Source organism: Flagellimonas sp. 2504JD1-5, from assembly GCF_053618295.1.
Genome location: NZ_JBSIOU010000001.1, coordinates 1,248,721 through 1,261,929 on the forward strand (window position 1 = coordinate 1,248,721; position 13,209 = coordinate 1,261,929).

9 protein-coding genes are annotated in these 13,209 nt (G+C 39.6%); 6 read left to right on the forward strand and 3 right to left on the reverse strand.

Translation table 11 applies throughout. From position 1 onward, the window contains the following. Nucleotides 1-108 precede the first annotated feature (108 nt). Genes ACULLG_RS05545 through ACULLG_RS05570 form a run of 6 tightly spaced genes read left to right on the forward strand, consistent with a single transcriptional unit; the run spans nucleotide 109 to nucleotide 6,333 of the window. Complete coding sequence (locus tag ACULLG_RS05545) at nucleotides 109-627, forward strand: DinB family protein (protein WP_452125775.1); 519 nt, start codon at nucleotides 109-111, stop codon at nucleotides 625-627. Further along, nucleotides 624-2,399 carry a S41 family peptidase gene (locus ACULLG_RS05550; protein WP_452125776.1) on the forward strand — a complete coding sequence of 592 codons (1,776 nt, stop codon included), beginning with the start codon at nucleotides 624-626 and terminating at the stop codon, nucleotides 2,397-2,399. The genes ACULLG_RS05545 and ACULLG_RS05550 overlap by 4 nt, the downstream gene beginning before the upstream one ends. Continuing rightward, on the forward strand, nucleotides 2,399-2,689 hold the full coding sequence (locus tag ACULLG_RS05555) for a DUF1272 domain-containing protein (RefSeq protein ID WP_452125777.1): 291 nt from the start codon (nucleotides 2,399-2,401) through the stop codon (nucleotides 2,687-2,689). Before ACULLG_RS05550 ends, ACULLG_RS05555 begins: the two co-directional genes overlap by 1 nt. After that, complete coding sequence (locus ACULLG_RS05560) at nucleotides 2,686-3,162, forward strand: hypothetical protein (RefSeq protein ID WP_452125778.1); 477 nt, start codon at nucleotides 2,686-2,688, stop codon at nucleotides 3,160-3,162. Before ACULLG_RS05555 ends, ACULLG_RS05560 begins: the two co-directional genes overlap by 4 nt. A 31-nt stretch (nucleotides 3,163-3,193) precedes the next feature. After that, complete coding sequence (locus ACULLG_RS05565; protein ID WP_452125779.1) at nucleotides 3,194-5,827, forward strand: DUF5916 domain-containing protein; 2,634 nt, start codon at nucleotides 3,194-3,196, stop codon at nucleotides 5,825-5,827. Between the two features lie 26 nt (nucleotides 5,828-5,853). Next, entirely contained in the window at nucleotides 5,854-6,333 is a 480-nt protein-coding gene (locus ACULLG_RS05570) for an N-acetyltransferase family protein (protein ID WP_452125780.1), read from the forward strand. A gap of 657 nt (nucleotides 6,334-6,990) precedes the next feature. On the opposite strand, the gene ACULLG_RS05575 is transcribed toward ACULLG_RS05570, so the two are convergent. The 3 genes from ACULLG_RS05575 to ACULLG_RS05585 form a co-directional block, all read right to left on the reverse strand. After that, entirely contained in the window at nucleotides 6,991-8,247 is a 1,257-nt protein-coding gene (locus ACULLG_RS05575) for a site-specific integrase (protein WP_452125781.1), read from the reverse strand. A gap of 436 nt (nucleotides 8,248-8,683) precedes the next feature. Then, complete coding sequence (locus ACULLG_RS05580) at nucleotides 8,684-10,921, reverse strand: hypothetical protein (RefSeq protein WP_452125782.1); 2,238 nt, start codon at nucleotides 10,919-10,921, stop codon at nucleotides 8,684-8,686. A 236-nt stretch (nucleotides 10,922-11,157) separates the two neighbouring features. Then, nucleotides 11,158-13,020, reverse strand: coding sequence for a tetratricopeptide repeat protein (locus ACULLG_RS05585; RefSeq protein ID WP_452125783.1), 1,863 nt, complete (start codon nucleotides 13,018-13,020; stop codon nucleotides 11,158-11,160). Nucleotides 13,021-13,209: the final 189 nt, after the last annotated feature.

Sequence of the window (13,209 nt, forward strand, 5' to 3'; positions counted from 1 at the left end):
TTTTATATTAAAACATTCAAAAGTAATAAAAATAGTTATTATGATATTATTTAATTAAATCAATATTTAATGCTATGTAATACCTTTGAAAGAACAAATTGGTGTAAAATGAGAAACGCAGAATTGAGCAAGAACGAGTTTGATGCCTATTATGGAAGATACATTTATAAGGTTGAACCTGAGGTGGATCTTAAAGAAAGATTTCAAAATGGGCACAAGGAGGTAATTAATTTCTTTAAATCCCTAACAAGGGAACAGCTTAACTACCGATATGCCATGGACAAATGGAATTGTAAGGAAATATTACAACATCTCATTGACACAGAGCGTATATTTATGTACCGATGTTTCCGTATCGCCAGGAATGATAAGACGGATTTGGCAGGATTTGACCAAAACATCTATATAGAGCCATCTGCTGCTTCCCAAAAATCTGTGGAAGCACTGCTCGAAGAATATACTACTGTCAGAAATGCTTCAATTTCATTGTTGAAAAGCTTAAGCGATAAAGACTTGGCAAATACGGGTAATGCGAATGCGGGGACCATGTCGGCTAGAGCTGCTGCTTTTACGATTATCGGTCATGAAATATGGCATATGGATATTATTAAAGAAAGGTATTTATGAAAAGAACATTTAAAGGCTTAGTTCAAGTTTTCATTTTGTTTGTTTTGGTCAATGTTATTGCTCAAGACAGAGAAGTGGGGTTCCATGTCAAAGGATTTCCCGATAGTGCAGCGGGATTTATGGGGATTAGAGGTGACACCCATCCCCTGTCATGGGATTCCACAATCTTGATAAAAGATGGGCATCTAACGGTAAAGTTTCCCGATTCCGTTACGCAAATCGAATATAAATACGTAATTGATAAGAATGGCGTGGCGGAATGGGAAGGTATCCAAAATAGACTTTTGAAATTAGATGATGAAAAGCTTTTGGTCAATGACATTTGGAACAAGGAGACGCCCGTCGACATCACCATGTTGCCAAATATTTCGAGCAAAGAACTTTTGGAAGATTTTAAGCTGATCAAGACCATGGTGCTAGAGGTTCACCCCGGAACCTACAGGTACAATTCAAGTACTTCCATCAATAATGCCTTGACCGAACTACAACATGAATTTCAGAAAAAGCTATCCATCGGCGAGGCATATTTGGCAATGTCAAAGTTAACCGCCGCCTTACAATGTGACCATACCAAAGTTGGGTTTAACAATCAAACCAGATATGTAAATACCGTTATCCATGAGCAAAAGGATAAGCTCCCATTTACCTTTAGATGGTTTAATGATAAAATGGTTGTTGAATACAGTGCAGCGACAAACCCTTTACTTAAAAAAGGCACACAGGTTTTAAGCATAAATGGACATGAAGTGGGTGATATTAAGCGTTCTTTAATGTCTTACGTTGCTGCGGATGGGGCGACCGATTTGAACAGGGAATCCAAATTGGAGGTAGACGGCTATGATTTTAGGTATAACGCTTTTGACATCTTTTTTCCATTAAAATTTCCTTCGGATAAGCAAAAATTTGATTTGAAAATCAAAAACGGGAATAAGATAGATTCAATTTCAGTAGACGGTATCCATCGTGAAGAAAGGGCGTCGATTTTGGGAGAGAAGTATTCCGATTTTCCCAAGAACAGGGACGCAATGTGGAATTTTGAGTTGGAGGGAAATGTGGGAATATTGACCTTGAATTCCTTTGGGTTATATGGATGGAAAGCCATGCGTTTGGATTACAAACAATTTTTGACCAAAGCATTTGATGTTTTGAATCAAAAAAAAGTGGCCAATTTGATTGTGGATATTCGAAAGAACACTGGAGGGAACGATGAAATGGCCGACGAACTTTTTAGTTATTTAAGTGATTCGAGCTTCAATTTTGAAAGGGAGGGTAGAACACGCTATTTAAATTTTCCAGAAACCATGAAACCGCATATACAAACCTGGGGCGATAATCCATGGTATTATAAGTTAAATCCAAGGAACAATACTTCCATGGATGGATACTATATTTTCAAAGAAAATTTTAAACCTTCCAAAAAGAACCATGATAAAAATACCTACAAAGGAAAATTGACTTTGTTGGTTGGACCCACAAATACCTCTTTGGCTTTTTATGTTGCCAATAGATTTAAGCTGCAAAGACTAGGGGTTATGATTGGGGAAGAAACCGGAGGGAATTTAAACGATATCAATGGAGGGCAAATACTTTTTTTAAGACTGCCCAACTCTGGTATTGAAATTGACTTTCCTGTTATGGGAGGTTTTACAAACTCTCCCCAACCAAATAGTGGAGTAATCCCCGATATTGTAGTAAAAGAAAACATTAAGGACTTTCTTTCCAACAGGGATGCAGTGTTGGAAAAAGCCATGGAACTAATACATGAGAACTAATGTTAACGTTGAGACCAAATTGTGAACATTGTGGTAAATCACTTCCCAGTACAAGCGAAGAGGCCATGATATGCAGTTTTGAATGTACTTACTGTGACAAATGTGCCATGGAAGTGTTTGAAAATGTTTGTCCGAGCTGTGGGGGGAATTTTGAGAAACGCCCTATACGTCCAACGGCCATGCTTCGAAAATATCCTGCATCTACGGAAGAAATCCTTGCTCCAAAAGAAGAAGGCTTAATTGATAAAATGAAGCTAAAATATAAACATCTAAAACCTAGTCAAAGATGAATATTTCTTTCGAAACCTATGAGCCTAGGAAGATTTTACCAGAGGGATTGATTTTGGTCAATGATTGGTATTTTAAAGTATATACTATTTCAAACAAATCGAATTTTGGATCATATGCCATTTTGGAAAATGTAAAAAGCAATTTTCCTGAATGGACCTCCATGATGGATAAATCAGACCTACCCAGTTATAAACAAGCATTTGTTATTGTCCACGAAGCCCGAGAGGGCGTTTGGATACTTCTCAACTGGTGGACTGGTGGTGAAATGGTTCAAACCAAGGTCTATTTTTCAGATTTTGAGGAACCGGGGCAAATTAAAAATTCGCCCTATGAAACAAATGCACTTCTTTGCGTTTGGGAATTGGAAATTTTTGCGCACGAACGCCGTGCTTGGATTCAGAACGTTTTACTTAAAGCACATTCACCAGATTTTGAAACGTATGGCAAAGATATGCTTGTAGGTATTGCCTAACATCTTATAAATTACTTATAATCAATTAATTATGCAAAAAGCATTGTTTTTTGCACTGGGATTGTTTTTCCTAGTGCCAGAGATCCTATTATCACAAGACTCCATCCCGAAAAGAGTATATAGCACCACTTTCGTCTCCGGGATTGATGCTCCAAAAATTGATGGTATCATGGATGACGCAGCTTGGGATTTGGTAGAGTGGAGTGGAAATTATGTGGAATGGAGTCCAGACGAAAATACCTCTCCTTCGTTTCCTACCAAGCTGAAAATTTTGTACGACCGTAAAAACCTTTTTGTGGCTTTTAGGTGCTACGATGACGAACCTGATAGGATAGTGAGCCGGCTCTCACGCCGTGATGGTTTTGATGGGGATTGGGTCGAAATAAATCTGGGAAGTCTTGGTGATAAAAGAACTGCTTACTCCTTCACCATTTCCGTTTCTGGGGTAAAAGGGGAGGAATTCATTACCAATGATGGTGGAAATTGGGACAATACTTGGAACCCTATATGGTATGCAAAAACCAAAATTGACAATGAGGGTTGGACGGCTGAAATTAGAATACCCCTTAGTCAAGTGAAATTTGGAAAAGGAAAAGATCAAATTTGGGGAGTACAGTCCACTAGACGCTTTTTTAGAAAAGAAGAACGCTCGGTTTGGCAACGAAGTCCACAAAATGTGGCGGGTTGGGTAAGTAGTTTTGGAGAACTTCACGGGCTTGATAATCTTCAACCACAACGACAATTGGAAATACAGCCCTATGCTGTGGCGAGGCTCAACACTTATGAGGCTGAAACCGGAAACCCTTTTAGGGATGGTAGCGACCAAGATTTGAATGTGGGCTTGGACGGAAAGCTGGGTATTACAAACGATCTTACCCTGGATTTTACGATCAACCCAGATTTTGGGCAGGTGGAAGCCGACCCATCTGCCATAGCATTGGATGGGTTTCAAATATTCTTTCCTGAGCAACGCCCCTTCTTTATTGAAAACAAAAACATCTTCGATTATAGGTTTTCCAATTCGATAAACAATAATTGGACCTTTGGTTTTGATAATTTGTTCTATTCTAGGCGAATTGGAAGGGCACCCCAGGGGTTTGCTACCCCGTCCGAAGGTGAATTCTCAAATCAACCCGGGGTGTCAACCATTTTGGGCGCGGCCAAGTTCAGTGGTAAAACACGTGATGGATGGTCCATTGGTATTCTGGAAGCAGCAACCGAAAAAGAATATGCCGAAATTTCAGATGGATCCACAAATCGTTCCGAGGTGGTGGAGCCTTTCACCAATTATTTGATTGCACGGGTTCAAAAAGATTTTAACCAGAACAATACCTTTATTGGGGGCATTTTTACCGCCACCAACAGAAGCCTTGAAGACAATGTTGATTTCTTACATAGCTCTGCCTATACCGGAGGATTGGATTTTCGTCATCAATGGAAAAACAGAAAATATTACTTGACGGGTAACTTGATCTTTAGCAATGTCAACGGGTCTTCAAATGCCATAACCAGAACACAAAGCTCCATTACTCATCTATTTCAAAGAGAAGGGGCGAGTTATCTGGCTGTGGATACCGATGCCGAATCATTGACAGGTACGGGAGGTAACCTTCAGGTTGGAAAGGCCTCAGGAAACTGGAGGTTTCAAACCGGAACAACCTGGAGGTCACCCCAATTAGAACTGAATGATATGGGTTTTCAGTTGAGGGCGGACGATTTGAGGTTATATGGATGGTTGGGATATAGAACAACTAAACCCTTAAAGTCCTTGCGTTCGTGGTTGGTGAATTTTAATCAATATGCCGCATTTGACTTCGGAGGAAATTTGAATGAGGTATTGTTGAATGCCAATGGATGGGTCAATACCAAAAACAATACATGGGTAAACCTTTTTGGACATATAAAGCCTACCAATTTTTCCAATTTTTTGTTGCGGGGAGGACCGCGTTTTAAACTCCCTACAGAGTTTAATGTTGGAAGTTTTGTAAATACGGATTTACGCAAAAAATTACGGTTTAATCTAAACACCTCTTATAGAAGATGGGATGAAAATGCCCTGAGTAGTGTCATCACGGGAGCAAGGATTACATATCAGCCAACAAATGCTTTACAATTGTCACTGTCATCTAATTATACCAAGACAAAAGATAAACTGCAATATGTATCGACTCAGAATTTTGGTGATTCCAGAAGGTATGTGATTTCAGAAATTGAGCAACAAACTTTGAGTATTCCATTAAGGCTTGATTATATTTTAACGCCTAATTTGAGTGTGCAATATTGGGGTCAACCCTTTATTTCAAGAGGAATCTATAGCAATTTTAAATATGTGACCAATCCCATCGCCGGGCAGCTTGAAGATAGGTTTGATTTTTACTCAGAAAATCAGCTCGAATTGGAAAATGGGATATACCATATAGATGAGAATATTGATGGACAGGCGGATTATTCCTTCTTTCAACCTGACTTTGCTTTTGTGCAATGGCGCTCAAACATGGTGTTGCGATGGGAGTATATTCCTGGCTCGGAGTTGTATCTGGTTTGGAGTCAGGACACTTCAAATTTTGGCGATTTTAACCAAGGATTGGTCAATGGCTTGAAGAACAATATCAAGGATATAAATAATATTTTTCTAATAAAACTGACCTATAGGTTTGCCCGATAGGTAGATGGAACAATACCTGTATTACAATGAAATTTAAAATTCGATTCGCCGAGCTTTATGATGTAAATGAGATTGTTAAAATGTGCCAACTTCACGCAAGTTTTGAAAGGGCCAGCTATGATATGTTTGGCAAAGCAGAAAAGTTGGCAAGAGATTTATTTGCTAAAAAACCTAAATTGTATTGTTTGGTAATCGCGGACGATCAAGTATTATTGGGTTACGCTACCTACATGAAACAATATGCCACTTGGGACGCCAACGATTATGTCTATATGGATTGCCTTTTTATCAGAGAATTTGCAAGGGGAAGAGGGTTGGGGGAGTCGTTAATGGAACGGATAAGGATGGAAAGCAAGCAATTAGGATGCGATCAGGTACAATGGCAAACACCAAGCTTTAATATAAGGGCAATGCAGTTTTATGAGCGGTTAGGGGCTGTTTCAAAATCGAAAGAGCGGTTCTTTTTACCAACTAACGCTCAAGTCAATTCGAAATCAAGTGATTAATAATAGCCATTATTATATTTAATTACCAGCATTTTTCTTAATGATTATTTGATTATAAATGGGATAACCTAAAACTTGCATTGTGATAACAAAAATAAAAGGGCGAGTGAAACGAAGTTTCACGCTGCAAGCCCTAAATCTTACCAGGGACTAATACTACTGAGCGAGGCAAATGTTCCATTTCAAAACAAAAATGGGTCAACTTTTTATACCGTTTATAAGGCTTTCAAGAGAATTTGACCCAATTTCTCAGAAAAAATCAATTAAAATAGTAGCAAGCCTATCCATTAGAGCTGAGTAGAAGGAACCATTACTTTACTTAAGATTTTCAGATTTTTACAGTAAACTTTTTCATTGTCTTTGGGAGTTCCCAGGGTTTTTACAGTAAAAAATGAAAATTTCATTAAGAGAATTAATTGGTAAAAGGCGGTGATTCTACTGGCCTTTTGGCCAGAAATTGGACAACGTAGCACCGCTTTAGCGTGCTACCCTCTCGCTATACCACCCAACTCCTTTTAGGTCGTTGTCTGGTATACCTTCGGCCTAACAAAAAGAAGGTTGCGCCCCTATCGTTTTTTTGCCTTGCGCTTATCTTTCCGAACGCTGCAAAAACCCGACAGGAACCAAGCGCAAAGTTTTGTAGTAAAATTTGGGACTTTATATTTGGCCTTGAGCTGGATTTGTCGGACCCATGAAGCTCTTTCCATCCAATCGTTCTTGAAGGCTGTCCATATCCTCACGAAGTTTCCTGTCCACCACTTTGGCATATATCTGTGTGGTCTTTAAGGAACGGTGGCCTAACATTCTGCTGACGGATTCTATAGGCACACCGTTGGAGAGTGTTACTGTGGTGGCAAAGGTATGTCTTGCTAAATGATGGGTAAGGTTCTTTTTTATTCCACACAGCTTGGCCACTTCCTTTAGATAAAGGTTCGTTTTTTGATTGCTGATTACTGGAAGTAGACCCGTATCTCCTCTCTTGGGAGATCTATCCCTATATTTTAAAATGATTTCCTCGGCCAATCCCAAAAGTGGAATATCACAACGTACCTTGGTCTTTTTTCTATTGATTCGAATCCATTTTTTTCCCTTTATGTCCATGGTCAAATCATTTTCAGAAAGTCGTTTTACATCGGAGTGGGCCAATCCAGTGAAACAGCAGAACAGGAATATGTCTCTGACCTCTTCTAGTCTTGTGGTGTTCATATATGCTTCTCTTAAACTTTTCAATTCTGATTCGCTTAACGCTTCCCTTTGTACCGGGGTCCATACGGCTTTCCAATGGTAAAAGGGATCATGTTCTATCCATCCATGCGCATGGGCGATCCGTACAATTTTCTTAAAGTTGGTCACATACTTGGTGATTGTGTTCTGCCTCCCAATTTTTTTGTCCTTCAGGTAGCGCTCAAAACGTTTTATGAACATAAGGTCTATGAGGCCCACAGGGATATCACTTACCCCATATTCTTTTTCCAAGTACGTACCAAGGTGCTGACACGTTCTTACGTGCTTCATATAGGCACTATGGGAATATCCAAAACCTATGTTGCTCCTAAGTTCATTATTGTGACCTCTGTAGATTTCTAGGAGTAGTTTCGGCTGTTCGTCTTTTCCCAAAAGGGTGTTGGATAATAGCTTCGCAGTATAGATTTTCCCTTCCTCAATGTATTGTCTCTGTATCCTACAGGTTCGCGATTCCATTTGTTGGAGATGGCCGTTAATCTCCTGCGCTTCTTGGCCATATCCCTTGGCCCTCCAAGCTTGTGGGTTCCAGGATGACCGCTTTATCTTTTTTCCGGTACTTACCTCGCTACGTTTTCCATCCACGGTCACTCTCATGAATATGGGGATCAGTCCATTGGAATCCATTCTGTTGTTCCTTAGGTAGAACAGCAATGAAAATTTCTGTCTCATAACATCGGCTTTACTGTTAATTTCACCAATCCTTTAGGTACAAAAGGCTGATGTACATTGTTTTAACATGATGTTCCCTAAGTTTTGAGGATTTTGTAAACGGTAGCAACGATGGTAACCGAATTGGTTACCTATTTTATTGGTTTCATATGATATTATATGATTGCCAAAAAAAGGAAAGCCCTGATAAACAACTGTTTATCAGGGCTTTTTGATTCTTCTTGAATCTTAAAAGCGGTCTGGACGGGACTCGAACTTTTCTTGAAAATGCCTTGTATTAAAGGGTTGCCAGAGGGTGCATTTTTGGACTCACCGCACGGCTCACCTTTTAACAAAGTTTAACATTTCCATGATTGTCTTTATTGGATTTTGGTGAGCAATCAGACAACAAAGCGAACTTAGTTTAGGATGACTCCGCATATTCAAAAACTTTAGCTTATAAATCCGGGACCAATATTTTGACAATGGATTTCGGGTCAAAAAGATTAAAACTTGCCACATTTGTTCGTTCCCCACCTTGTTCAATAAAGAAGATAAATTCATTGCTATTATGATTTTTAATGAATCCAACCCCTGCAAAATCTGAATATGATTTTACCTGATTGGCAATATCTTGTTTCAACTGATCAAGGCGGTCAAGTATTTCTTGAGTTGGCACAGCATCAAAAATGGCCTGGGCACTGATCATAATATCACTGGTTTCCGCAATGAACTTAACGTTATCCGCTGCTGTATTAAGTTGATTGACTTGAGTATTGGTTAATACTTGAAAATTTAGGCCAACATCCCTATTTGTGGTTAAGGGTACCAAGCACCCTGTGATTTTCCAATCACTTTGTATACTGGCAGTAACGGTCTTATTCACGTGATTTAAGCTTGCTAATTGCCGCAGGGACGCTTCAAGTTCGGTCCTCGTCTGGTCATTATCGTTTTCATTGTTTACTGCATTGCGCATCCGAATCAGGGCATCCTTATAAGGTTTGACTATAGTGTTGACCACACTTGGAATATTATCACTACAGAGAACCCTTCCGCGTTGATCAAGCTCTTGTCTGGCTCTTCTACGCCCTTCATCAATCCCTTCAGCTACTTTATCATCTATCGTTTGTAAAGCTGTAGAGATTACTCCTGGTAAAACTTGTCGTAACCCTCGTAGGCTCAACTCAAATTCATAGTCAGAGACAGCTTTTTCCAAATTGGCAAGGGCATCTTGGGCAACGGTCAAAGTCGAATCAATTCTTTGGGATATTTCCACATCCAGGCCAGAAACAAAATCGGTCGGTGCGCTGACCACCACTTCGCTCTCGTCTTTTTTTATGGCCGCTTGTACGGACCATTCTTTATCGTTTTTAAAGTATGTACCCCCTATTTCAAACGCAGGATTGGAAAAGCGCATGGCTCCCTCAATACCCTGTTGGTTGTTTGGTGTTTCAATACTAAAGGTTCCCTCAACCCCAATATCAAAAACTCCATCTTGGTTTACATAACCATCTGCACTCAAACTGCCATCGGGTTTAATAGGGATAAAATTGGGATACCATGATAAATCCGGATCTACTTCACCGTTTATAAAAGCCCTAGCTTCAATGCCATTATTGGTAGAAGCTTCGGCAACCACTGCTGCACTTCCTGAGGCTATCGGAAAACCGAAGGAGATGAACGAATTAATTTCAAGCGCTAGATCCATCTTTCCGTTGAAACCAGAGCGATAACCAACGCCAATATTAGAGGACAAGGGGTCTTGTAAATCAGCGTCAATACTAAAACCTTTGTTCTCGTACAAGAGCCCACTCATCTCAACTATTTTGAAGAGAGAGGCGGAACCACCCACTACGGTTTTGGCACCAAAGCTTACCACATCATCAACCGGATTAGTGGGTTCGTAAACGATATTACCCCCAAAAGAACCTCCAAAGCTGACACCTAACAATCTACCATCATTACTGCTATTACCATTATCCCCTCCATTATTGTCACCACCGTTATTGTTGTTGTCTTCTCCATCCCCGCCAGCAATGCCACCTCCAATAGAGAAAAAGAACATTGGATCTGTATAATCTGTTATAAGAGCTATACCGGCACTTCCTGGGCTTATTGAAAGTGGTTTGGTAGCGTTGGGATCGTCATTGACTCCAATTTTAAGCTCAATATTGGCTTGTATGTTGAAAACAAAATACGATCTATCGTCCTTGAGAACAATTTCATAATTGCGGTTTTCATTTAGATATTTCCCGGAATAGAATCCAATATCGGCCTGGAGCGGCTGTGCGAATTCAAAAAAGTTTTCCAGCGGAGGTACTTCAACATTTCCAGTTAAATCTTTTAATGTACCATCATCATTAAACGAGATATCGATATCGGCATTTTCGAATACAACTTCGCCGATGGAATCCAATGGAATGGTCAATTTACCCTCTAGCATATAGCCATCATCCGTTTCGGTGACAGTACCCTCTGTCACAAATGATTCTTGGTTAAGGCCCGTGGCCGGGTTTTCGCATTTGTCGGGGCATTCGTCAGGATTGGCGCAAGGGTCATCACAAGGTTCTACCCCAATTGGGTCAGTGGGGTCTGGCACTACAACATCTTCAATATCTTCGCTACCGCATGATAGGGTTAACGCAAGTATGAGCAAAAGACCTAATTTCTGAAAAAGAGCGTTTTTGGTTTTCATAATCCTTTTGTTTTGTGGGTTAAACTTGATTGGATTTTGTGTGACTCGCTCGGTAACTGTCCGGAACTCTTAACCGAGCAAGACCACAAAACGGTTGTCATTGCTTAGATTGGTTTTCAATGACATTTCAAACTTAAAGCGCTGGTTTCCAGTATAAAAAAATGCTGTGGGGACAAAAAGGGGACAAGCCCGTAAAGCCTTATTTTATTGGGTTAATGGGAGGTAGCTTCTAGTGATTAGAGCGCCGCAATAGTGGTTTCCAAAGAATCTTGACGTTCTAGATTCATTTTTTTTCGAAGGCGTTGGCGGGCTTTTTTAATGCCCTCACCGGAAATGTTCAAAATATTGGCGATTTCTTTGGATGAAAGATTCATTCGAATGAGTGCCATGAGTCGCAGTTCACTTTTGGAGATGGTGGGATAGGTCTGTGCTGCGTTTTTGGAGAAATCTTTATGTACCGCCTCAAAGTATTGGGTAAAGCTTTGCCAATGTTTATCGTCTTGTTGGTCAAAGGTAATGGTACTGATAAGCTCTCGGTAATCGCTTGACGTTTCTTTTTCTTGTATCTCCGTTACCCTTTGCTTTAAGTTTTCCAGCACTTCGTTCTTTTTTGCAAGATGAAGGGCGTGGGTGGTCAATTCTTTCTTTTTAAAAGCCAATTGGGCATCAACTTTTTCTTTTTCCAGCTTGTTTCTTTTAACCTTTTGATGAAAGCCATAGAAGCCCAGTCCCAGTACAATTAGTGCAAGGCCCAATCCGCCTCCTAAGAGTAATTTTTGCTGATAACTTATTTGAGCTTCTTTCTCCAAAACGGCGATGTCCTTTTCTTGCATGGCAATTTGCTGCTCTTTTTTTTCTGTTTCGTATATCGTCTTAAGCTCCTCTATTTGCTGTGATTTTGTGTTGTTATATATGGAATCACTTAACTGTTTGTGGTATAAATGATCATCATAGGCCAATTTGTGGTTATTTATCCTGGCGTGGAGCTCCGACCTCCCTTTATAAGCATTACTGAGATTTGCTTTCGAACCCCCTTTATTAATATTTTCAATGGACTTAGAATAATAAGAAATTGCCAAATTATTGTTGTTCAACCCGGCATGTACTGCCGCCAAGGCATTATACCCTTCCACCATTTTGTTTTTGGCTCCAATTTTTTCGGCAGTTTCAATTCCTTTAGAGATATAGTTTATGGCTTCACTTGGTCGATTCGATTTGGCATAAGCATTTCCCAAATTGGTTAAAACAGTAGATTTGAGACTTTGATTTTTAATAATCTTGTTTACCTCTAGGGCTTTTCCCAAATACGCAATAGCCTGTTCATAATTTTCAAGCGAATAGTAATTGAGACCAATGTCATTTAATACATTGACTTCGAATAATTTATCATTGAATTCTCGGTATACTTTTAGAGCCTCCAGGTTATACTCAATACTTTTCTCGTAATTGGCTTGAATGCTTTCTGTGCTTGCCAGCAAATTCAGAGCATCGGCCTTTTGGATAGGCCTGTTCAATTTTTCAAGAATCCGCAGTTCTTTGATAACCTGCTGTGTGGCAATTCTGTAATTCCCTTTAAATTTATGTATCAACCCTTTATTATGGTAAAATGGAATTAATGCTGTGCTATCACTGCTATGTTTGTTTAAGGTAGCTATACCCTCGTCTAAAATCTTAAGCGCCTCGTCATAATTGCCTAAATTGTATTCTACACCCGCAAAATTTCTGATGGCTACCGCTTCTAATCCATGGTGTTCAATATCTTGAAAAATGATTCTGGCTTTGCTGTAATCTATTTTGGCCGAATCCAAGTGGGAGCGATATTCGTCTAATACCCCAAAATGCAAGTAGGCCATTCCCACTCCTTTTTTGTAATCAAGTTTTTGGGATAATTCTAGCTCTTCAATAACGTACTTCTCTGCTTCCTTTAGATTATTGTTCAAGTAACTATCAAAAAGAAGTTTAATGGTGCCGATTTTGGATGTGTCTTCAGCTTGACTTTGGTATACTTTAAGTAAGCTATCAAGTGTTTTGGTATGTTGGGCACTGGCAATGGATGCCATGAGAAATGCGAATACTATATAGAGCGATGAGGATTTCATAGAGGTCGGTTTACCTTTTAAAAATAAGCAATTTCAACCAACGCTCTGTAAAAGAATTGATTATAGAAACGAGCGGTCAAAATGTGCTTTAACCTCAAAAAATATGGACTCTCAGTCGTCCACTGTGGGAATCTCATTTTTGTACATCTACAGAGTGTACAAGGCTGGATTCGGAACGTTTTGAATTAA